The sequence below is a fragment of the Eubacterium oxidoreducens genome (genome assembly GCF_900104415.1).
GTDB classification, from domain to species: domain Bacteria; phylum Bacillota; class Clostridia; order Lachnospirales; family Lachnospiraceae; genus Eubacterium_C; species Eubacterium_C oxidoreducens.
Genome location: NZ_FMXR01000007.1, coordinates 54,704 through 77,061 on the forward strand (window position 1 = coordinate 54,704; position 22,358 = coordinate 77,061).

Below are 22,358 nucleotides of genomic sequence, written 5' to 3' on the forward strand. Positions count from 1 at the left end.
ATAATTTCATATTAAGAATCAGCGAAAGGAGGTCGGCGCGTTCGATCTCCTTTTTTGCGAACAGAATACAAGCAGGAGGGGTTGTATGGATGCACTTAGTATGTTTGGCGGGGCGGCTGAGAGATTAACGCAAAAAGCATTAGAGCAAAGAATTCCGATTTCGTCAACATTTGAGCTTCTTCCGACTTGTAATATGCGCTGTAAGATGTGCTATATTGTGCATCAGAATTTGTCGAAGGAACAAATCAAGAAAGTAGAGTTTTGGGACTCGCTCTGTGATGAGATGATAGCAGAGGGATTGCTGTTTTTACTTGTGACAGGAGGAGAACCGCTGACTTATCCATGGTTTCGGGAGCTGATGGAGCGACTTGCCAAGAAACCGGTGCATATTGCATTAAATACGAATGGAACTTTAATTGATGATAAGATGGCAGATTTTCTTATGACCATCTACCCCTATCAGGTAAATATCAGTTTGTATGGAGCAAGTGATGAGACTTATGAGAAACTATGCGGCATGCCGGGGGGATTTAGTAAAGTGTCGCAAGCGATTCAAAGGCTTCTTGATAGAGGGATGAAAGTAGAATTGCATACAACGATGGTACCGGATAATGTGCATGAAAAAGAGGCGATTGCACAGTTGGCCGAAGAATGGGAAGTGCCGCTTAAGATGACGCATTATATGTTCCCTCCTTATCGCAAGGAAGAACGTATGGGGACAGCGAGTTACCGCTTGACACCGCGAAAAGCCGCTGAAGTGGCTTTTTGGAATGTATGCAGACAGCTTCAAAACCCGGCCAATCGAAAGCAGGCATTTGAATTGCTTTGCAACACATTTGATAATCCGAAAATCTATGGAGCATATGGGCGAAAAGGCATATTGTGCCGTGGAGGATTGGCTAGTAGCTGGGTGGATTATCAAGGGAGAATATCCGGATGCGGCATTTCGAATTATGAACAGATTGATCTAAATAAGGTATCATTTAAAAGAGCATGGGACCAACTTGTTTCTCAAACAGAGCAGATAGAGGTTTCGATGGAATGCCGGATATGCCCGTATCGGTGTATTTGTTCCGTATGCGTGGCAGCGGCCTATTGTGAGACATCCGATGTAGGAGGAACGCCAAAATATTTGTGTGAAATGGCAAAAGAATATGCAAGATTGATAAAAAAAGAGTATGAGGAGTTAAAAGGACTATGAATTATGAAACCTATTATGAAATTGCGGACATAGTAATTAAGATTGACAGTCCATTTCCCTTTTTTGCGCATAATGGAGAAGATTTTAGATGTGAACAAAAGAAGGCGGATTTCGTATTTCATTTTCAACAGACTGACAACATACCGCAATTTTTGGATGGAAAGACCAAGATAGGACAAAGTCTGTGGTCTGATGAATATGTAGATGATAATGGTCAATATTGCCGAGCGTTTTTGTGGGAGGATCAATACTATACCGAGGTTTCGGTTGTGGGAGAAAAAGAAGGAACCTGTTATTTTAGCAGTTCGGATATCTTGGCGCAGCGAGCGGAAGAGGGATTTGAACTTCTTATGTATATGTGTCCGGAAATTGTATTGTTGCAATTTGACACAATCGTTCTGCATTCGAGTCATTTGAAAATAGGAGAAAGAGGACTGGTGTTTTCGGGTGTTTCTGGAGCGGGCAAGAGTACACAGGCGGAATTGTGGGAGAAAATGTGTGGCGCACAAGTGTTAAATGGAGACCGCTCAGCGCTAAGGAAGATAGACGGAGTATGGCAGGTATGCGGATGTCCGATGTGTGGAAGCAGTAACATTCATCGCAAAGGACGTGAATCGCTGTACGCAATTGTTATGCTTCATCAGGGAACGGATAATGCATTGAAACAACTTAAGGGAGCGCAGGCATTTCGAGAAGTAATGCCACAGATTACAACGCCGTTGTATCATAAGGAATATGCGAATCGGGTTATGAATAAAATTGAAGATTTAATAAGTAGTATACCGGTGTATCAATACACCTGTACGAAAGATGAAACTGCGGTGCAGGTACTAAAAGAGGCACTGCAGCTTTAGGAGGTCATAACTTGAAAGCGAATAAGATATGCTTACAAATAATAGAGATTGTAATCGCGGTAATACTGGTTCTTTTATTTTCGATGAGAACGAGTCCAATCTATTCTCTTTTGATGGGGAATTATACAGGAAATAATGCGGCAGCGGCAATGATGATTGGAAAAAGCTGGGCACAAGGAGCGGCGGTTCCGTATCGTGATCTGTTTATGGTTGGAGGACCGTTTTTCTTTGTGATTCAGGCAGCAGGATACTTGTCCGGAAGCCGGGTGGGCTTGTTTGTGATGGAAATCATTACGGTTTTTATTTATCTGGTATTTGTTCGACGGGCACTTGAGCAAATGACGACGAAGAAAAAAGCGCGTATCTTTACCTGGATATCGCTGATTCCGTATGTGGCATTAGTGAGTGGCGGAAATAGCATGAATGAGTATTTGCTTGCGATAGAGGCGGTTTTGCTATGGATGATTGTGCGCTTGCGCAAGACGCGAAATGTCAAAAAGTCTTTGGCTTTTGTAGGGGGACTATTGACGGGAGCCGCGGTTATGATAAATATAACGGAGGCTTCGCCGGTTTATATGCTGATGGTGGCGCTTCTAATCTGTATCGGGACATATGCAAACCAAAAAGGAAAAGCGATTCTTTGTAGTATTGCAGGGATTGCGGTTCCGATGATATTGCTTGTTCTTGTGTATGCGGCGAATGGTGCCACGGAAGATATGTTGCAAGGCTGGATCATTGTTCCAATCAAGATGCTTGGAGCGGATTTATCAGTGCTTGTTATTTTGCATAAATGTGTAAAATGTCTGCTGTTATTGCCGCTGTTTGTAGGTGGAATATTGCTGATAAAAAAGAAAAAGAAGATGGGATATGCGATATTGGTCGGCACGATTATTGTGGGACTTAATCTCCTCTTGCTGGAAATAGATGGAGTGCATTATCTTCACATCATAATCGCGGTGCCGCTGGCGCTGGCTTTATATGATAAGTATATGGATTTTGGAATGGCCAAAAAAGTGTGCATGGCTTTGGGTGTCTTAATAACGATAGCGGTCAGCCTTGTGCCAATCAAAAATTATATGGAGACACTTGCGACGGGGATTCCAAGGGCGCACAGTGATTTCTATGCGGACCTTAAGGAATTTATCAGTAACAATGATAATCCGCAATATGGTATGATAGATACAGATCTTTCTTTCTTTTTGATGATTGATTATATGCCAAAGCAAAAATATTTTACAGATCAGACGAATCTGTCGGCATATCTAGATGAAGTGAGCGAAGAAGTAGAGCGCTATAAGAATCATGAAGAGGAAATAAATGTCTTGCTTATTACGGAGCGAGGATTTAAGGGGCAGGAGTTAGATGGATTTCAATTGGCAGAGGTATATCTCAAGCTAGGCGGAAGTATATTTATTTACGTTTATTAAGGAGAGGGATAAGATGAGAACGAATTCAGATTTTATTAAGCGAGAGTTAGCCGGGGAATATATTCTTGTTCCGACGGGGGAGATGGCGTCGGTCATTAGTGGAATGATTACAATGACGCAGACCGCTGCATTTATCTGGGATCAGTATGATCAGTGCGACAATCTTGAGCAGATTGTGACACGTCTTATGGAGGAGTTTGATGTGGATGAGCAGACTGCGCGTGAGGACGTGTATGGGTATTCGAAGGAACTGTACAAAAAGCAGATGATTATGGAGGTTCCGGAATTAGAGGAAGAATAGGGAAGTTGATTTATGGGAAATAACAATAAGCAAAACGATGAATTTCGTGGGCTTAATAAGTTGCTAAAGTCACAGGCAGTAAAATTCTTGTTTGAGAAGTTTGGCGATGGAACTTATACGGAGTTTATTGATGACTGGAAATGGATCTTTTCATACAGTAAGAAGTATAAGTGGATTATTGTATTTTATACACTATTGGGATTATCCGGTTCTACACTGTCACTTGTTGCGGCGGTTATTGGACAGAAGCTGATTGATATTATTACCGGTTATCAATATTCAAAATTATGGCTGCTGATTTTGGCAATGGTAGCCAGTACTTTATTTAGTATGATCAGCGACAGTATTTTAGGTCGTTTTAATCTAAAAATCAGTATTTATGTGAACAATGATATTCAGGCAGAGATTTTTAATAAGATTATTGACTCCGACTGGCAAAAGCTGACAGAGTATCAAAACGGTGATTTGCTAAACCGTTTTAATTCAGATGTCGGAACGATAGCCGGTAACGCAGTATCCTGGGTGCCGAATGTCATTATTGCGATTTATACATTTGTTGCAACCTTTGTGGTGTTGCTTTCCTATGATCCGGTGATGGCGATTTTTGCATTTGCAACTTCTCCGGTTCTTTTGCTGGTAAGCAGGCGGGTAATGAGAAAGTCACGAGAATATCAAAAACGGGTTATGGAAATGAACTCCGGTATGATGAGTTTTGAAACCGAGACGTTTTATAACTTTGATTCGATTAAGAGTTTTGGCGTTACCAATCATTATGAAAATGAACTTCGCGGATGGCAGCAAAAGTATAAGGATTACAATCTTGAATATAACTTATATACCATTAAGTTGAATCTTGGCTTGTCATCGTTATCAACAAGTGTTAGTATGATAGCCTTTTTGTATTGTCTGTTTCGCATGTGGGAGCGCGTAATTACTTATGGTGAGATGTCGGTTATCCTATCACAAAGCGGTAAGCTGGCAAGTTCGTTTAGCTCCATCATCGGGATTTTCCCGAGCATGATTAGCAGTGCGGTATCGGCACATCGAATTCGTGAAATTGTGGATCTTCCAAAGGAAGTGCATGATCCGGAATCGGCTGAAAAGCTGCGCCCGTTAGCAAAAGATGGATTTACGGTTCGCATGAAGACGGTTGATTTTTCTTATGTAGAAGATAATCAAATCATTACAGGACTTGATTTCGTGGCGCAGCCAAATGAAATTGTAGCTTTGATCGGTCCAAGTGGGCAGGGAAAGACAACAATGCTTCGATTGATATTAGGACTTATTCATCCGCAGGAAGGTGAAGCGTTAATAGAGGCTTCAGATGGTTCGGCGTATCCGATGAATGCCGATCTTCGTGAATTTTTTTCATATGTACCACAGGGAAATACTATGCTGGCTGGTACGGTTGCAGAGAATCTTCGTGTTGTAAAAAATGATGCGACGGATGAAGAAATTGTGGAAGCGCTTAAAATTGCATGCGCCTGGGATTATGTGGAAACGCTTCCGGATGGAATTAATGGAAAATTAGGGGAACGTGGTCGCGGATTGTCAGAAGGACAGGTTCAGCGTATTGCAATTGCAAGAGCGGTACTTCGCGATGCACCGATTCTGCTTTTGGATGAGGCAACAAGTGCGCTGGATGAAGAGACGGAAGCACAGGTGCTTTCCAATATTATCAAACAGCGTCCAAATAAGACCTGCATCGTGTCGACACACAGGCCGAGCGTGCTTTCGATGTGTCAGAGAATTTATCGAATTAATGAAGCGGTACTTGAAGAAGTGCCTTATGAGAATCTATAAGTAATTACCCCTGTCCGGGGTTTCGGACAGGGGTGATTTTTTTACGTAAATACATCTATGTCAAAAGATGGGTTAATGGTTGCATTGCCAAGGGAAATGAGGAGCTTTACGATGGATTCCGATGATTCCTTACAATCGCGTTGTAGCCACTGATGGATAATGCGGAATTCTCCGGCAAGCAGGTATTCCCTTAGGTAGAGATCCATGGTTTTAGAATATTTGCTTAAAGACTCGTTAATCGTGCTTTGAATAGATGTGCGAAATAGCAGTTTCTTTGGAAACTCCGGGTCTACATCAGAAGTCATAAGAAGCTGACAGATTTCAAGATTCTCTTTTAGATAATCAAGCAGGCTAATGAGGGGCGCCGAGTTATCTGCCGGGTCCTGGTCGAGCGTCGCTAGTGTTTCATCAATGCGAAGAAGAAGATCGTCTTCAATTGCATGAAACAGATCGTACTGAGAACCATAATACTTATAGAAGGTAGAACGGTTGATGTCTGCGTGTTCACACAAAGTTCGGATGGAAATCTTGGGTAGCGGCGTGGTCCGCATAAGCTCTAAAAGACTTTCCTTTAACATTTCTTTTGTCATCTTCGCTCTTCGATTATTCTTTACATTCATCTCTTAATTTCCCCCACTTAATGCAATATTTAGAAATTATCGACTACAAAATGCCAGTATGTGTTGCAATAATAGCCAATTTTAAAAAACAGTTGGTTGAAAAAGCAACACATGTCTATTATATTAACACATGTACACTTTTTCAAGCGAGTCTTGACGAAAAGAGAGGAACGAAGATCAAGAGGCGAGGTGGAGAGATACATGAAAAAGCTATCTGAATTTTTAATAAAGAGAAATCGGATCATCCTGGGCGTTTTTATACTCCTTGCGGTGATTTGCGTATTGCTGATTCCAAAGGTGAATGTCATCTACGATATGACAAAGTATCTGCCGGAGAATTCTGCAATGAAGCAGGGGCTTGAGACATTAGAAGAGCAATTTCCGGATGTGTCGATGACGGATTCAACAATTCGGCTGATGTTTACCGGGCTTACGCAGGATGAAAAAGAGTCTATGCAAGAAGAGCTAGAAAGCATCGAATATGTGGATGAAGTCGCCTATGACATCGATGATGAAGATTATAATAACGGTGTTTATACGCTATATGAACTTGCGATTCCGTATGAGGACGGCAGTGATGAATTGGCATCGGTAACCGATGAAGTGAAGACAAGATATGTCGAATCCGAGGATTATACGGCGCAATTTGACTCAACCGCGATGGAGATTCCAATCGGCTCAATGCTGGTTGCGGTACTGGTAATGATTGCCATCTTATTTGTGATGTGTCAGTCATGGGTAGAGCCGATTCTATTTATCATTACGATTGGTGTCGCTGTGTTATTGAACATGGGAACCAACGCATTCTTATCGGGGGTATCGAATACGACGCATTCGATTGCAGCGGTGCTGCAGTTGGTATTATCCATGGATTATTCCATCATTTTGATGAATCGTTACCGGCAAGAGCTTACGATAACGCCAAATAAAAAAGACGCAATGCGAAAAGCAATTCAAAATGGATTTTCTTCTATTACGAGTAGTGCGATAACGACCATTGTAGGAATGCTGGTGCTTGTCTTTATGAGCTTTAAGATTGGACAGGATATGGGAATTGTGCTGGCGAAGGGTGTATTCATCAGTATGATCTGTATCTTTACCGTGCTTCCGGGACTCATTTTGATGTTCCACAACCTGATCTTCAAGACCGGAAAGAAAGTGCCACAGCCGCCGATGAAACCATTTGCCGGATTCAGCTTTAACGCAAAGCATGTGGTCTTGGTGGCATTTGCCGTATTGTTTGTACTGGCATTTATGCTGAAGGGAAATACCGCAATTACCTTCTTAAATGAGTCTCCGTCGGAGATTGACGAAATCTTCCCGGATACGAATGACATCGTAATGGTATATGAAAACGATCAAGACGACAAGGCAACGGATATGCTGACGGCACTCGGAGATGATGAAAATGTAGACAGTGTGCAGTCGTATTCGATTTCAATCGGCAAACAATATACGGCAGCAGAGCTTGCCGACGAGCTGGCGGACATGGACGACGTGGATATGGGAACCGAGCTCGATGAAGATACCATGAAGATGATGTATTATTATCATTTTACTGGTGGGGAAGTCGGAAATATTCCGGCGGCGAATCTGATGAATTTCATCGTGGATGATGTCATGAACAACGATACCTTTGCAGATGAGATGGACGATTCTGTTAAGGATAACGAAGAACAGATCCGCAAGTTTGCGAATAAAGAAGCGCTCTTAGAGGAGAAAACGGCTTTAGAGATGGCAGATTTTTTTGAGATGGATAAAGAGCAGGCTGAGCAGCTCTATCTGTTTTACTATATTGAACATGGAGGCATTAACACCGGTAAGCTTTCGATACGTGACTTTGCTGACTTTATTGTAAATGACGTTGCAAAAGACCCGGATTACAGCAGTGAGTTTTCCGCTGAGAATATCAAGCAGATGAAGCAGCTTCTTACCTACACCGACAAGGCGAAGGTAACGAAGAAGCGCACATACTCAGATCTTGCGGGTATGCTTGAGATGGATAAGTCCCAGGCGAAGCTTTTATATGTCAGTTACTTCGCATCGCAGGATACATCGCTTAGCAAGATGACGTTCCACGACCTGGTGCAGTTTTTAAATACGGATGTGGTAAATGATGAAACGCTTTCTTCTAATATGGATAAATCCGCGAAGAGTCAGCTTGCTTCCTTGAAGCATTATGCAAATAAGAGCGCCATCAGCAAGAAAAAGAGTGCGGCCAAACTGGCAAAGGCATTCTCCATGGACGAAGAGACCGTTACCCAGCTGTTTATGCTGAAAGTCATGTCTTCTGCAACCACGCAGATGACGCAGCAGGAGATGTACATGGAAGCTGCGAAGATGAAGATGAGCGAGTATGAGTTTGTGAATTTCATTTTGACGGATGTGGCATCAAATGAAAATTATGCTGCAATGTTTGATGCAAGTGCGCTGGAGTCATTAGGACAGCTTCAGTCGATGATGAACCTTACCGTATCCGGCACGAAGCTTAGCTATAAGGACGCAGCTGCATTGATGAGCATGGATGCTTCAGATATGAAGATGTTGTACGCTTATCATGACATGGGTTCTAAGAAAAATACCTGGAAGTTGTCGATGCAGCAGGTGGTCAATTACATCTTAAATCACCAGGCTGATTTTAGCGGTTCCATGAGCAAATCAGAGCTCAAACAGATGAAGACGCTTAAGAAGATTATGGACGCGTCCGTGGATGGGAAAACATTTACGGCTTCTGAAATGAGTGATATGATAGGAGTAGGAAATGATGAGGCCAAGATGCTTTATACCTTGTACTTATACGAGAATGATAAAGCAGACAGTTGGACGCTTTCACCGTATGGATTTATCACATTTTTAAATGATGAAGTGCTTACCAATGACGACTACGCGGATGAGATTGATAAGGAAGATGCCAAGGATCTTAAGAGTGGAGCCAAGATGGTTAAAGCCGTTGTATCCGGCAAGGCTTATTCGTGTAAAGAAATGGCCAAGTTGATGAGTGGCATGAGCGATGACATGGATGAAGAACAGCTCGAACTTCTCTACATGTATTACTTTAGCCAGGAAGCGTATGATGATTCATGGACCATGTCTTTTGAAGATTTCATTCATTGCATGAGCGATGAAGTAATGGAAGATGACCGTTTTGATGATGTGATTGATTCGTCCAATAAGGAAGAGCTTGACGATGCCAAGGAAACCATTGAAGATGCGGTGGAATCGCTTGTTGGAAAGGATTACAATCTGGCTATGATTTCAACAACGCTTGATGCGGAATCTGAGGAGACATTTGCTTATCTGGATAAGCTTCATGATTCGTTTGATGAGGAGCTTGGAGAGGATTCTTATTACCTGATTGGTAACACCGAGATGGCGTATGAGATGAATCAAACCTTCTCTTTAGAGCTGAACAAGATTACGCTTCTTACGGCGATTGCAATCTTCATAGTGGTATTGATTACATTTCGAAATGCCGCAGTTCCGGTAATCTTGGTATTGCTGATTCAGACAGCGGTTTATGTGATGCAGTCGAGCATGGGGCTTCGAGATATGAGCATTAATTATCTGGCGCTTTTGATTGTGCAAAGTATCCTGATGGGTGCGACAATCGACTATGGAATTCTATTTACGAATTACTATCGTGAGAATCGTAGAACGAAATCCATAAAGCAGTCGCTATACGGTGCCTATTCCGGTGCAATCCATACGATTATGACTTCCGGCCTTATTATGATTTTAGTTACATTTATTATGAGTTTTGCGTTCAGCGATCCGACGATCGGTCAGATCTGTCAGACGATATCGCTTGGAACGTTAACTGCCGTAATTCTGATCCTGTTTATTCTTCCGGGAACGCTGGCTGTCTTTGACAAGTTGGTATGCGGGAAGAATCGGGCATCGAAGACGGAATAAGACAAAATGTCATGACTAGAAAGGGAGGAGAAGACTATGGCAAAGAATAAAGTTATCTGCATCGGTCGTCAGTATGGTAGTGATGGTAGAGCAATCGGAAAGGCGGTTGCGGAGAAATTGGGAATTCCGTATTACGATAAGGAACTGATGGAAGAAGCGATTAAGGATACGGATCTTCCAAAGGACATACTTCGTAAGGTGGATGAGAAGGTTCCAAACTCGTTGTTCTTTGAAGTGTTTTACGAGGGAAAAGAAAAGAAGTATTATGGCATGAATGCGAGTGAAATTGTTCATGCAATGCAAGAGAAACTGATTTTGAAGAAAGCGCAGGAAAGTTCTTGTGTAATTATTGGTCGATGTGCGGATCAGATTTTAAGCGATGCCAATGAATTTCCGGTTGATGTGCTTTCGATATTTATCTGTGCACCGATGGAAGATCGGATTAAGCGTGTTGTAAAGCGTGAATCATTAGATGGAAAGACGGCGTCTGATTTGATTCGAAAGACGGATAAAAAGAGGAAGAATTATTATAACTATTACACCGGCAAGGATTGGGGGAAACCATCGGATTATGATGTATGTATCAATTCTTCAAGTCGCAGCCGAGAGGGAACGGTGAATATGATTTGTGATTTGTATGAGCATATACAGGAGCATCAGTAGGTGTGATTCGTCTGCGGGGGAGGGAGTGATGGCTTTCTCCCCGCACCGATCTGCCGCTGTTTGGCTTTGGATGGGTAAGATAATATTTCTTGTATAGAGCCGCTGGCTCTAGGGTTTGTAACTTTTTTGTATTGAGGACGGATAAAAGTTACAAAAAAGACGCAGCATGCCGAGCTAGGAGGTACAATTTGTAACTTTTTTAGGATAAAAGCTTTCAAAAGTTACAATCCAACTCCCGGGAACCACCTTCCGCCCGCAATCACAACCAAAACAAACCACTTAATCAATCAGTCCATACTTACGCATCAGTTCAATCCGTTGCTTACCAATCTTAATCGAATCCGCGGCGTTATTATCCGGATTATGCTTAGCGGTCTCCTTACGATATTTGGCGATACGGTCAAGCCAGGCAAAAGGCAGCAAGGCCGGATGCTGCTTTAGCATCGGATACTTGTGTTGCATTGCCGCAAGAGGCGGAAAAGCAGAACGTAATAGTCCGGAAGTGACGGGCTTGCCGTCGCCGCGAGAAGAATACGCCTGTACCGTCATGTTGGCAGAATGTTTACGCGTCATATTGCTGGCGCCAAAGATGCCGGCATCTAGTAAATCATCAAGCAAAGGCTCTATGTCATCCGGGCCTTGCTCTTGCCAAAAGACAGGATAGCAGGCTTTTTCATAATCAAATCCAAGATATTCCTTTCCAATCTGAAATAAACCGGCAGCGAAGATGAAGCTGTGAGAAGAAAGACAGCGTTTATGAAGCTGCACCCAATCAATCTGACTGCCATAAGCTAGTGCATACATACAGATATCAGCTACCAGACGAATACCAAATCCACCACCCAAAAAATGCTTTAAGGCATGAAGAATCAAAAAGAGCAGAGGGTCGGTTGGAGCCATGCTACGAATGTTGGTGCCCTTGCAGTTTATGATAATCGCATTTGCAAAGGCATCTTCGAAGAGATGGTTCATATTACGAAAGGCTTGCGAATCCTTGTTGAACAATCCTTTATGAATTTCAACCTGAAAGGCGGTATTGGGTAGATGATAGCCGACTTCATAGGAAGAGTCTTCGACTTCTTTGCTGTGAGGTAAAAGCTGCATTCCGAGTTCAGACAAAGCCTCCTTGTATGCTTTATAGCTACCTTGCGGAATATAAAGATCTTCATCGGAAGAGATGCGCAGCTCGCTGTTTGGAATAATGCTTCTACAGACGATTCCTTTCACAACAATCGGGAAAAGACCTTTTGCAGATAAGAATTGATACATATGGAGAAAATGCTGGTCATTTTGGGATTGATACGAAAGTGCCTGCATCATATTAGAGCGTAGGATAGGGATGTAATCCGCGCATAACTCGATAAAGGCCGGTTCTTTCAAAAAAGATGGTGTGATATATGGGAGAACGTTTTGGTCGGAAGCCAGCTTAAAAAGCTGTTCCCAATCTTCACGTGTTATGTCGTTTGGAATATGAAGTTGTTCCTCAAAAAGGGAGGCTCTTAATGCCTCCAGGAATAAATACCGGTATTTTGTCATATCATAATCTCTTTCTGGTACTTACGTTGTATAGTTGTCTTTATTATATCGGACTTAAGTTCAACATACAAGAATTTGTAGACGAAAACGGGCGGGTTACCTATAATGAGAAGTAGTTTTATCTTAGACGGGGGATAAGCTTGGATTATGAAAAACGCTGCATGAGGATGCGCAGGGGTTTTCTTGTGAAATAGGTTCGCTACGCGAATGCAAATACCGCGCCATTTCTAGTGGGCGAGACCTAATATGGAGGCATGATATGGCAAGCAGAGACGTTGATACGAAAGAATATGTGACGATGTTAAAAGAACTGATAGAAGAAGGACATCAGGTGAATATGGTGATTAGTGGCAATTCCATGTCCCCGTTTTTGATTTCGAAAAGGGATGAGGTTTGGTTGAATTCACCAAGCAGACCGCTTAAGGCTGGCGATATCGTGTTTTTCACAAGGCCGGGCGGGCAATATGTGTTGCATCGTATTCATCACATTTCACAAGAAGGGCTTTATATTATAGGAGATAATCAGATTGAGATGGAAGGACCGGTGCCGCAGGATGCGGTATTTGCCATTGTTACTTCGGTGAAACGAAAAGGGATTGTTTATGAGCCGGGTGATTTTTGGTGGTGGTTTTTTGCGCATGTATGGCGTCATATGATTTGGTATCGGAAGAGAAAGATGCGAAAAAGAAGAGGCAACCTTCATCGGTAAATTGCCTCTTTGGTATATTACGAAGAATTATTTTTTTGCGGTTTGTGTAAGCAAGCTTACGAGATGGGAAACATAAGGCTGCGAGGAATTGTTCTTCCAGATTGCAACAACATTTAGTGTATTGCCGGTGCTGATAGGAATGCAGCGAAGGGCGGGATTGTTAACAAAATTAGAATTCTCGTCGATGATGCTAAAACAGTTGTTGTTTTCCAAAATCAGCATAGAAGACTCTAAGGAATAAGTGGTGATAATATCCTTAGGCTCAAAACCATGAAGCTGGCATAGCAAAATCATTCCTTCATAACCACAGCTTGACACTTCCGGGCCGATTGTAACGAGAGTATCATTTTTTAAATCCTCAAAAGTAATACTTTGCTGCTCGGCCAAAGGATGCAATCTAGACAAGGCACAGATTGGCAATGAGCGGATAAAGGATTGACAGGATACGTCCATACTGGCTTGATAATCCGGCAGATCAAAACCGAGAGTGATGGCAAGATCAATCTCATCTGCAGCGAGCCAGTCACGAAGTTGCTTAAAAGTACCACGTTGGAAGGTGGCGGAAATATTAGGATATTCTGCACGAAGCTGATTGACGGCTTGTGGCAGATAGTTAGCCGTTCTTTGGGTCTCTAAGATGCCAATTGCCATGCGGTCAGAACCGGTAATGGTGGCAGAGGCCTTTTGAATAGCCTGTTCAATCTGATTTAATGTCTTGGTAAATTCTTCATACAAAATGCTTCCGGCAGGAGTAAGGCGGACTGTTTTTTTGTTACGATTAAGTAAGGTCAATCCGATTTCTTTTTCCAGATTAAAAATGTTACGACTAAGGGATGATTGTGCAATAAATAGTTGCTGTGCTGCCTTAGTAAAGTTTAACGTATCGGCGACTGCCAAAAAGCATTTTATCTGAAATGTTGTCATAAATATTTCCTCCTTCCTTAATGTAATCTTAAAGAATATCATAGCATCTTTTGGAACAAAATTCAAAAAAATATGTTACACTAGTAGCACATTTAAAAGAGGATTGGCAGGAATATGGCGAAGCGAAAAATAAGACTCAGCCGGCGGAAGAAAGCAGTCCGTAACAGAAGAATATTATATATATTGTTTGCGATTGCAATGATCATTATTATCGCGTTGGTTCATGAGATTCGAAAGCAGAATAGCGAGTCGACATCAGTAAGCGAAAAAGTTGTGCAGACAGAACCGGAGATTGATGTACAGTTGCTTGATGTGAGCGAATATACAAGACCACAAATAGCACTTAAAAAAGTAAATGCAATCGTGATTCATTATACCGCGAATCCGGGTACGAGCGCGCAAGCGAATCGTGATTATTTCAATAATCTTGCAACGACGCATACGACAAAAGCAAGTAGTCATTTTGTGATTGGATTAGAAGGTGAGATTATCCAATGCATTCCGACATCGGAGATGGCATATGCCTCCAATGATCGTAATTCGGATACGCTTGCAATTGAATGTTGTATTGAGGATGAGAGTGGTGAGTTTAATGATGAAACCTATGCCAGCTGCGTACAGCTGACAGCGTGGCTGTGCGGGAAGTTCTCGCTGGATCCGGCTACGGGTGTTATTCGCCATTATGATGTTACGGGAAAGAATTGTCCGAAATATTATGTAGAACATCCGAAGGCATGGGAGCAGTTTAAACAAGATGTGGCAGATTATATAGAGGAATATGGAACGGTAATAGATGAAGACGAAGATGAATAACCTGATTAAGCAATTACATACGGAGAATGCCAGAGGTGCAGCATCGAAACTGCGCAGTCTGCTGAAAGAAGAGGGTGCAACAGAGGAATTTTATGAACTGTGCGGCGGTGACTTTAGCTGTGTGCGTAGTCTGTTAGAGCATGAAGATGCCAAGGTACGTAAGAGCGGAGCACTGCTTTTGGGACAGCTTGAAGATGAAGATGCTGTGGAACTTTTATGGAATGCATATGAGAAGGAGACACAAAGGTTTGTCAAAAGCAGTTATCTAAAAGCGATGCAGAATCTGGATTGTGAAGCAATACTTGAGAAGCTTCGCCGGCGTTTGCAGGAGTTGTATCAATTTGAGGCGAAGGAAGAAGAAGAAAAGCATCTGCGGGAAGAGACGCATGAGATGCAAAAGCTGCTTAGCTTGTACGAGGTCAATAAGGGGCATGCGTTTATCGGCAATCATCGTCCAAGTGATTTGCTCCTTACCATGCCGTATGGATATGGACAATTATTGGCTAAGGAGTATCCGGGGGTGCTATCTAAGGTGATGAGCCTTGGAGTCAGAATGAAGAATGTATGTCCGGATGAAGTGATAGACAATCCATTATATGGAGAGATGTTATTTGCGCTTCACCTCGAAAGTAAGATTAGTCTGGATGCAAAATCTGCGGCGAGAGCTCTTGTAAAGTCAGATTTGAAAACAATTTTAAAACATTATCATGAAGGAGAAGAGGGATTTCGATTCCGTGTGCAACTGGCAGGACGCATGGAAGAAAAGGAAAAAGCGAAGTTTTTGAAAGCTTTTATTGCGGAAACGGAAAAAGCATTTGGCGGATATTTGCAAAATGATCCTTCGGATTATGAGATTGAGATTCGTTTTTACCAGACAACCAGTGGTTTGTTGCAACCATTTCTAAAATTGTTTACAATAGAAGAGAGGAGATTTGCTTATCGTAGCAGGATTCTTTCGACGGCTATGCGACCACAGCTGGCGGCATTGGCCCTTACCATTGCAAGAACTTATCTTACGGAAGGGGCACATGTATTGGATCCGCTTTGTGGAACCGGTACGCTGTTGATTGAACGTTATCGGCAAGGCCGGGTAGGAGCAGCTTTTGGAATCGATACTTATGGTGAAGCGATTGAGGCGGCGATGGAAAATGCGACGAAAGCGGATCGACGGATTCATTTTATTCATCGTGATTATTTTGATGCTACTTTTAAGGAAAAGTTTGACGAGCTGATATGCGAACTTCCGCTCGCTAAGCAGAGTGCAGCTGAAGAAGAGGCGTTTTATCAAAAATTCTTCGATGCAACTGCCAAGATTATGAAACCGGGAGCAGTTGTGATATTATTGTCCACGCAAGGGAACCGAATCAAGAAGCAGATTCGACTTCATCCTCAATTTTCTTTAAAAGAAGAACATTTGCTCCGAAAAAAGGATGAATTATTTGAGTATATTTTACGATATAAATAATAGATGGATATGTTAGGAAAGCAGAAAGGTGGTGCTGATATGAAATTTGCAATTGTAAATGACACAACGCTAAGATGTATGATTACCGAGCAGGAGATGGATGAGCTTGGATTTGAACTGGAGGATATTATCAGTGATACAGAGCGTGCACAGGACTTTCTGCATCTTATTTTAGAGGATGCTGAGGAAGAAACCGGATTTCGCATGGGCGAACGGGCAACAGTATCCATGGAAGCAACGATGCTGCCAGGGAAGGGACTTTCATTGCTGATTTATGATGGTTCTCCAACGGCAACAACCGTAAAGGAGAAGATTCGTCGTTTTCATGATGCGATATTAGATTATGCGAAATTAAATGAAGAATTCGATCTGGAGCAAACGGTATCGAAGAAGGAACAGGATGGATTCTTAAAACTGATTGGTGATAAGGTTATGATTGGTTTTCCTTCTTTAAATCTACTGATAGAATATTGCCGTAATGTTTTGGAGGATGGTATTTGCAGTACGGCTTATAAGCTTGATGATGAATACTATCTGGTAATCAAGGCTGAATTTACCAGTGAGCAGTATCGTCATATTGGCGGGCTTGCGTTGGAATTTGGACAAAATCTTGAGAGTGGGCGCAATGTAATTGCCTATTTGGAAGAACATGGTGAAGTGCTGATTGAAAAGGATGCAATTGCAAGACTTCAAAGCCTGTAAAGAATCAGAAGAGAAAAAGCCTTTAAGATGAGGGGAAATGCCCTGTCTTAAAGGCTTTTATTTGTTTTGGGGAAAGGGAGGACCATGTTAGGACTAATGACTCAGTGCGAAAATTCGCGAAACACAATATATAGTATTTTGCGATTGACAATAGTACAAGTTGTGGATATAATTTTCACAGAGGCTATAATTGAGAGCGGAGGCATATTATGAAGGAATTGTACATGCATCTTGCCGGAATCGTGGCGCATTCCATGGTTGACGGACCGGGAGTTCGAATGAGCATCTTCTTTCAGGGATGCATACACGCTTGTGATGGCTGTCATAATCCGGATACGTGGGATGTGGAAGGCGGCGAATATGTCAGTGTTCAGTCGGTCATTGATAAGATGAGAAAAACAAGATATCTAGATGGCATCACATTGTCGGGAGGCGATCCATTTGTGCAGGCGCAAGCAGCTTTGGCCATTGCGCAAGCGGCTAAGGAGATGGGACTTTCGGTATGGGTTTATACAGGATGGACGTTGGAAGAGCTTCTTGCAGGAAAAGCAGGAGATGCGGCAATTGAAGCACTCAATTATGTGGACGTATTGGTAGATGGGAGATTTGTATTGGGCCTCAAATCCTCAGAATGCATTTATCGGGGGAGCACAAATCAAAGGTTGATTGATATTGTGGAAAGTTTACGAAGTGGAAAAAGCGTGGAGATTAGGGAAGAAAGGGAATGTTATGAGTATTGAAACAGTAATCAAACGAAACGGCGCCAGGGTATCATTTGATATCACCAAGATTGAAAATGCAGTTGCGAAGGCTTTTTTGGCAACCGGAGAAATTGATGCCAGAGAGGTGTCAGCCGTTTCTAGAGCAGCAAGTATTATGGCGACAACAGGATCGGATGAAGCGCAGGGGAGTATCCTTAGCGTAGAACAGATTCAAGACAAAGTTGAGCAGATTCTGATGACTTTGGGGTATCCGAATACTGCGAAGGCCTATATCTTATATCGTTCCGAACGAAAGAAGATTCGTGAGACGAAAAAGACCTTGCTCGATTATAAGAAACTGGTAAATGATTATATTGGCGCGGAAAAGGATTGGCGAGTAAAAGAGAATTCGACCGTGACTTTAAGTGTCGGAGGATTGATTTTATCCAATTCCGGTGCGATTACAGCGAATTATTGGTTGACCGAAGTTTATGATGATGAGATTGCACAGGCACATCGTAAATGTTTTTTGCATTTGCACGATCTTTCCATGCTCACCGGCTATTGCGCAGGATGGAGCTTGAAACAGTTGATTCAGGAGGGACTTGGCGGTGTTGCCGGACGAATTACCAGTGCCCCGGCAAAACATCTTAGCACATTGTGCAACCAGATGGTGAACTTCCTTGGAATTATGCAAAATGAATGGGCAGGAGCACAGGCATTTTCATCCTTTGATACGTATCTTGCGCCGTTTGTTAAGATTGATAATCTGGATTATGCAGAAGTAAAGCAGTGCATTCAATCCTTTATTTACGGCGTAAATACCCCATCTCGCTGGGGAACGCAGGCACCGTTTACAAATGTTACATTGGATTGGACGGTTCCGGATGATATGAAGAATCTTAAGGCGATTATTGGTGGCGAGGAACAGGACTTTACTTACGGAGAATGTAAGAAAGAAATGGATATGATCAATAAGGCGTTTATTGAGATTATGATTGAAGGTGATGCGAATGGAAGAGGGTTCCAATATCCGATTCCGACCTATTCCATCACAAGAGATTTTGACTGGAGCGAGACAGAGAATAACAAGCTTCTCTTTGAAATGACGGCAAAGTATGGAACTCCATATTTTTCTAACTATGTCAATTCCGATATGAATCCTTCGGATGTTAGAAGTATGTGTTGCAGACTTCGTCTTGATCTTCGTGAGCTTCGCAAGAAGGGCGGCGGATATTTTGGTTCCGGAGAAAGTACCGGTTCGATCGGTGTTGTTACATTAAATCTTCCAAGAATGGCTTATATGTCAGAAACGAAGGAAGATTTCTATGGAATGCTTGATCACTATATGGATATCGCGGCGCGTTCGCTGGATATGAAGCGTCAGGTTATTACACGACTTTTGGATGAGGGACTGTATCCATATACAAAGCGTTATCTGGGCAAATTTGATGACCATTTTTCAACCATTGGTCTTGTTGGTATGAATGAAGTGATTGAGAATGCAAAATGGCTGAGCGGTACAATTGTGGAAGAAGAAGGTCATGCATTTGCGATTGAATGCTTAAATCATATGCGAGAGCGCCTTTCGGATTATCAGGAACAGTACAATGCACTCTTTAATCTTGAAGCAACGCCGGCAGAGTCAACAACTTACAGATTTGCCAAGCATGATACAGAAGAATTTCCGGATATTATCACAGCTGCAGGTGAGGGTGAGACCCCGTATTATACGAACAGCACACATCTCCCGGTTGGATATACGGATGATATTTTTGACGCGCTTGAGATTGAAGATGATTTGCAGACGCTCTATACGAGTGGAACTGTATTTCATGGTTTTATTGGACAAAATCTTCCGGACTGGAGAACAGCAGCAACACTTGTAAAGAAGATTTCGGACAATTTCCGATTGCCGTATTATACAATTTCGCCGACTTATTCGGTATGTGCAGAACATGGTTATATTTCCGGCGAACATTTTGTATGTCCGACTTGCGGAAGAGAGGCGGAAGTCTACTCTAGAATTACCGGCTATTATCGTCCGGTGAAGAACTGGAACGATGGTAAGGTTTCTGAATATAAGAACAGAAAGACTTATAAGAAAATTGAAATCACCGGCAGTAAATCCGCTGGAAAGGATGAAGTAAGCAATAATACGGCAGCAGTTCAGGATGCATTAAGCGAGTCGGTAGAAGGATTTAATATTCTCCTTGCTACAAAGACTTGTCCGAACTGTGAGGTTGCAAAGCATGCGCTTGAAGGTGCAAATATTGAATATCGTGTGGTTTACGCAGAGGAACAGGAAGGCGCTGAGCTTGCAAAAGAGTATAGCATCTTATCGGCACCGACATTATTGGTACCTAATGAGGGCGGATATGTGACATATTCTAATGTTAGCAATATTATGGGATATGTAAAAAAAGTTGCCGGATAAGGAACACCGGGTTAAAAAAATGAAAAAAATAGAAAATTTATATTGACATTACTTACGCGGTTTGATATTATAATCAAGTCGCGTGAGTGACACGAACTTAATAAGGTTCATGCGGAAGTGTCGGAACTGGCAGACGAGCAAGACTAAGGATCTTGTGATCGCAAGATCGTGTGGGTTCAAGTCCCATCTTCCGCATTATTATTTTAGAACTAAGGTGCATGCCTTAGTTCTTTTTTTATTTATAAACAGATGCACCTAGTTCTAAAATAACAGGCCGAGGAGTCCCTTGAACCCATGGGTTCAAGGTCTCCTCGACCTGGCGGTCTTCGTCGGTCGGTTCGGTGGGAAAAAGGTCCACCGGACCTTTTTCTATTTCCACCTCACCCCATCTTCCGCACGGATGGGACTCCCACTAAAAGAAAGCAATCTGCAGTCGGGTGGGGCGCGGTCGTCCGGTGGACGACCCTTGCGAAGCGAGGAGCGCCGACCGAGGCGTGTTCCAACACGCCGAGAATCAAGTCCCATAGTTTTGGGTTGGTATATCCCTCATTACTAAAACTGGGAAAAATTAGGTTTCATCTATTATTTGGAACGAGTTGGAACTGATTACTTAATTTTTTTTCGTGTTATAGTTTGCTATAGGAATGGAGTTTCAGAGTATGAGAAAAAGACATAAGTTAATATCAGTTTGTCATTGTACCAAGGATTGTAGTATGATTATTAGCGTATTTAACTCAGTCGGAGAAATCCCCCACCTCTAAGCGTTAGCGTAGGTGGGGGGGTATGACAAACTATACTCAGTCGGGGTACAAGCTCCGACTGAGTTAAACGCTCCGCGAGGATGCGCACGGATTCGGACAGGAATTTGTCTGCTGAAGCAGACCCGAATCCGGCGCGCAAGACTCGCGAGCGAGTCTTGACAACCGTAATAGAAAAGTTAGATAACGTTGTTTGAAGGTTTAGGAAACAAGGATAATAGACGATATAAAAGATGAAGGCAGCGGAAATAGTACCAAAAAGGATTTTGGGTAAGTCTACAGGGAGGTAGCGTTATGAATATTCCGTTTGTTAAGCAGGCAACATATTTGTCACAGACGACAACTATGCAAAATCAATTATCCAATCAACCTTCAAGTCAGTCAAAGGAGTCTACAAAGCAGCTCAAGGATCGGCTGCAGGAATTGAAGCGCACACCGGTTCAAAATGAGAAAGCTTATGTAGGTACGTCCGTCAATAAACAAAACGGTTATCTTGACTTGACTTCTACATCCACGACCAAGAAAAACGAATCTTATAAAAAACCAACAAGTTACAATTATAAAGAAGTTGCAACAAAGATATTGCGAGCCAAAACGTCAATCAGCGCAGGGCAGGCAGTTATTGCAGCAAAACGAAAGATTTCACAGATTAAGCGGCAGATTGCAGCCGGAGACGGAGATGCTGAGGAGTTACAGGTGGCATTATCGCATGCAAAGCGTATGGAGATTGTGGCGAAAAAAAAGAAGCGTCATTTGGAATTGGAAGAACTGGTAGAGCATACACAAAAACAGGATGAAAAATTACAAAAGCAGGAAGATGCTGCGGCAGAAATAAAAAATTGCTTGTTGGATGAGGCAAAAGAAGAAATTACAAAGCAAGAGGATGCAATCTTTAAAGAGCGTGAGAATATGCTGGCGCAAGCGGTACAAGAGTATCCGGAGCAAATGCTCGACGAAATGAATGAGATGATAGCGGAATATGGAGAAGAAGAATTAAAAGAACTAGAAGAACTATCGGAGATATTTGACCAAATGGAAATTGTGGATCCGCATATGAGCGAAGAAGGATTAGAAAAACTAAAACGTAAGCATCGCTCATCGGAACAAAAAGATATCGTGAAAGCAGATATGGAATATTTAAAAGATATGATACATATTGCGCAGGAAAAAGGTAGCCAAAGCATGGGCAGCGCAATGGGAATTAATATTCAGGCATGATGGAAATGAAACGTTGAACATACAACAAAGAGCTGCGAGATTACCGATAAAATTGTGAGGGGGGAGTAAAAAAACGGTAATTTCGCAGCTCTTTAAAAAGAGGGAGAATTGTAAATCTTTTCGATTTACGAGATTATGAAAAAGTTTTATATATGCAAGGCTGTCCCAAGCGTTAAAGTCGATTGGTCGACAGCTTCTGCAATTGTTCGAGGAATATGTTTCCTTCGATGGTTATACTATAGCGGCTTAATGTGAATGATAAGTGATTATTGTAGGAAGAATTTTTGAAATAAAATGAAAGAAATGTGAAAATA

Annotated in this window: 17 protein-coding genes and 1 tRNA gene; 15 read left to right on the forward strand and 3 right to left on the reverse strand. The window is 42.3% G+C overall.

What is annotated here, in order from left to right; all coding sequences use genetic code 11:
- The first annotated feature begins 85 nt into the window (after positions 1 to 85).
- From BLS20_RS04565 to BLS20_RS04585, 5 genes are read left to right on the forward strand one after another with little or no spacing between them, the layout of a single operon-like run.
- A complete protein-coding gene (locus BLS20_RS04565; RefSeq protein ID WP_090172715.1) occupies positions 86 to 1,201 on the forward strand; it encodes a radical SAM protein in 1,116 nt (371 codons plus the stop codon).
- On the forward strand, positions 1,198 to 2,055 hold the full coding sequence (locus BLS20_RS04570) for a hypothetical protein (protein WP_090172716.1): 858 nt from the start codon (positions 1,198 to 1,200) through the stop codon (positions 2,053 to 2,055). Before BLS20_RS04565 ends, BLS20_RS04570 begins: the two co-directional genes overlap by 4 nt.
- An 11-nt stretch (positions 2,056 to 2,066) precedes the next feature.
- Entirely contained in the window at positions 2,067 to 3,482 is a 1,416-nt protein-coding gene (locus BLS20_RS04575) for a hypothetical protein (RefSeq protein ID WP_090172718.1), read from the forward strand.
- Between the two features lie 13 nt (positions 3,483 to 3,495).
- The gene (locus BLS20_RS04580; RefSeq protein ID WP_090172719.1) at positions 3,496 to 3,783 is read left to right on the forward strand and encodes a PqqD family protein; all 288 of its coding nucleotides are present in this window, start codon (positions 3,496 to 3,498) and stop codon (positions 3,781 to 3,783) included.
- 12 nt (positions 3,784 to 3,795) lie between these two features.
- On the forward strand, positions 3,796 to 5,586 hold the full coding sequence (locus tag BLS20_RS04585; protein ID WP_090172721.1) for an ABC transporter ATP-binding protein: 1,791 nt from the start codon (positions 3,796 to 3,798) through the stop codon (positions 5,584 to 5,586).
- A 41-nt stretch (positions 5,587 to 5,627) separates the two neighbouring features.
- On the opposite strand, the gene BLS20_RS04590 is transcribed toward BLS20_RS04585, so the two are convergent.
- On the reverse strand, positions 5,628 to 6,206 hold the full coding sequence (locus tag BLS20_RS04590; RefSeq protein ID WP_090172723.1) for a TetR/AcrR family transcriptional regulator: 579 nt from the start codon (positions 6,204 to 6,206) through the stop codon (positions 5,628 to 5,630).
- Positions 6,207 to 6,407: 201 nt separating this feature from the next.
- Here BLS20_RS04590 and BLS20_RS04595 point away from each other — a divergent pair, with 201 nt between their 5' ends.
- Both BLS20_RS04595 and BLS20_RS04600 read left to right on the forward strand, forming a co-directional pair.
- Complete coding sequence (locus BLS20_RS04595; RefSeq protein ID WP_176762289.1) at positions 6,408 to 10,118, forward strand: MMPL family transporter; 3,711 nt, start codon at positions 6,408 to 6,410, stop codon at positions 10,116 to 10,118.
- A gap of 36 nt (positions 10,119 to 10,154) precedes the next feature.
- Positions 10,155 to 10,781 (forward strand): cytidylate kinase-like family protein, encoded by a 627-nt coding sequence (locus tag BLS20_RS04600; protein WP_090172728.1) that lies wholly within the window; start codon positions 10,155 to 10,157, stop codon positions 10,779 to 10,781.
- Positions 10,782 to 11,060: 279 nt separating this feature from the next.
- On the opposite strand, the gene BLS20_RS04605 is transcribed toward BLS20_RS04600, so the two are convergent.
- A complete protein-coding gene (locus BLS20_RS04605; protein WP_090172730.1) occupies positions 11,061 to 12,317 on the reverse strand; it encodes a nucleotidyltransferase family protein in 1,257 nt (418 codons plus the stop codon).
- 259 nt (positions 12,318 to 12,576) lie between these two features.
- Here BLS20_RS04605 and BLS20_RS04610 point away from each other — a divergent pair, with 259 nt between their 5' ends.
- Positions 12,577 to 13,026: a S24/S26 family peptidase gene (locus BLS20_RS04610; RefSeq protein WP_090172732.1), complete on the forward strand. Its 450-nt coding sequence runs from the start codon at positions 12,577 to 12,579 to the stop codon at positions 13,024 to 13,026.
- Positions 13,027 to 13,053: 27 nt separating this feature from the next.
- Here BLS20_RS04610 and BLS20_RS04615 read toward each other — a convergent pair whose 3' ends face one another.
- A complete protein-coding gene (locus BLS20_RS04615) occupies positions 13,054 to 13,950 on the reverse strand; it encodes a LysR family transcriptional regulator (protein WP_176762290.1) in 897 nt (298 codons plus the stop codon).
- Positions 13,951 to 14,064: 114 nt separating this feature from the next.
- Between BLS20_RS04615 and BLS20_RS04620 the strand changes: the two genes are divergently transcribed.
- The 7 genes from BLS20_RS04620 (at position 14,065) to BLS20_RS04655 (ending at position 22,044) form a co-directional block, all read left to right on the forward strand.
- A complete protein-coding gene (locus tag BLS20_RS04620; protein ID WP_090172736.1) occupies positions 14,065 to 14,763 on the forward strand; it encodes a peptidoglycan recognition protein family protein in 699 nt (232 codons plus the stop codon).
- Positions 14,744 to 16,228 carry a methyltransferase domain-containing protein gene (locus tag BLS20_RS04625; RefSeq protein ID WP_090172738.1) on the forward strand — a complete coding sequence of 495 codons (1,485 nt, stop codon included), beginning with the start codon at positions 14,744 to 14,746 and terminating at the stop codon, positions 16,226 to 16,228. Before BLS20_RS04620 ends, BLS20_RS04625 begins: the two co-directional genes overlap by 20 nt.
- Positions 16,229 to 16,267: 39 nt before the next feature.
- Positions 16,268 to 16,930: an adaptor protein MecA gene (locus tag BLS20_RS04630; protein ID WP_176762291.1), complete on the forward strand. Its 663-nt coding sequence runs from the start codon at positions 16,268 to 16,270 to the stop codon at positions 16,928 to 16,930.
- A gap of 209 nt (positions 16,931 to 17,139) precedes the next feature.
- Complete coding sequence (gene nrdG / locus BLS20_RS04635) at positions 17,140 to 17,670, forward strand: anaerobic ribonucleoside-triphosphate reductase activating protein (RefSeq protein WP_242870527.1); 531 nt, start codon at positions 17,140 to 17,142, stop codon at positions 17,668 to 17,670.
- Entirely contained in the window at positions 17,660 to 20,068 is a 2,409-nt protein-coding gene (locus BLS20_RS04640; RefSeq protein WP_423230169.1) for a ribonucleoside triphosphate reductase, read from the forward strand. The genes nrdG and BLS20_RS04640 overlap by 11 nt, the downstream gene beginning before the upstream one ends.
- Before the next feature lie 111 nt (positions 20,069 to 20,179).
- Positions 20,180 to 20,263: transfer RNA gene (locus tag BLS20_RS04645), tRNA-Leu, on the forward strand.
- Between the two features lie 857 nt (positions 20,264 to 21,120).
- Positions 21,121 to 22,044, forward strand: a complete 924-nt coding sequence (locus tag BLS20_RS04655; RefSeq protein ID WP_090172744.1) for a hypothetical protein — start codon at positions 21,121 to 21,123, stop codon at positions 22,042 to 22,044.
- The last annotated feature ends 314 nt before the right edge of the window (positions 22,045 to 22,358 follow it).

Coding starts and splice junctions, on each gene's coding strand:
- BLS20_RS04655 (WP_090172744.1), top strand. CDS start 21,121: ATGAATATTCCGTTTGTTAAGCAGGCAACATATTTGTCACAGACGACA.
- BLS20_RS04620 (WP_090172736.1), top strand. CDS start 14,065: ATGGCGAAGCGAAAAATAAGACTCAGCCGGCGGAAGAAAGCAGTCCGT.
- BLS20_RS04625 (WP_090172738.1), top strand. CDS start 14,744: ATGAAGACGAAGATGAATAACCTGATTAAGCAATTACATACGGAGAAT.
- BLS20_RS04580 (WP_090172719.1), top strand. CDS start 3,496: ATGAGAACGAATTCAGATTTTATTAAGCGAGAGTTAGCCGGGGAATAT.
- BLS20_RS04590 (WP_090172723.1), bottom strand. CDS start 6,206: ATGAATGTAAAGAATAATCGAAGAGCGAAGATGACAAAAGAAATGTTA.
- BLS20_RS04585 (WP_090172721.1), top strand. CDS start 3,796: ATGGGAAATAACAATAAGCAAAACGATGAATTTCGTGGGCTTAATAAG.
- BLS20_RS04640 (WP_423230169.1), top strand. CDS start 17,660: ATGAGTATTGAAACAGTAATCAAACGAAACGGCGCCAGGGTATCATTT.
- BLS20_RS04610 (WP_090172732.1), top strand. CDS start 12,577: ATGGCAAGCAGAGACGTTGATACGAAAGAATATGTGACGATGTTAAAA.
- BLS20_RS04600 (WP_090172728.1), top strand. CDS start 10,155: ATGGCAAAGAATAAAGTTATCTGCATCGGTCGTCAGTATGGTAGTGAT.
- BLS20_RS04630 (WP_176762291.1), top strand. CDS start 16,268: ATGAAATTTGCAATTGTAAATGACACAACGCTAAGATGTATGATTACC.
- BLS20_RS04565 (WP_090172715.1), top strand. CDS start 86: ATGGATGCACTTAGTATGTTTGGCGGGGCGGCTGAGAGATTAACGCAA.
- BLS20_RS04615 (WP_176762290.1), bottom strand. CDS start 13,950: ATGACAACATTTCAGATAAAATGCTTTTTGGCAGTCGCCGATACGTTA.
- BLS20_RS04595 (WP_176762289.1), top strand. CDS start 6,408: ATGAAAAAGCTATCTGAATTTTTAATAAAGAGAAATCGGATCATCCTG.
- BLS20_RS04605 (WP_090172730.1), bottom strand. CDS start 12,317: ATGACAAAATACCGGTATTTATTCCTGGAGGCATTAAGAGCCTCCCTT.
- BLS20_RS04570 (WP_090172716.1), top strand. CDS start 1,198: ATGAATTATGAAACCTATTATGAAATTGCGGACATAGTAATTAAGATT.
- nrdG (WP_242870527.1), top strand. CDS start 17,140: ATGAAGGAATTGTACATGCATCTTGCCGGAATCGTGGCGCATTCCATG.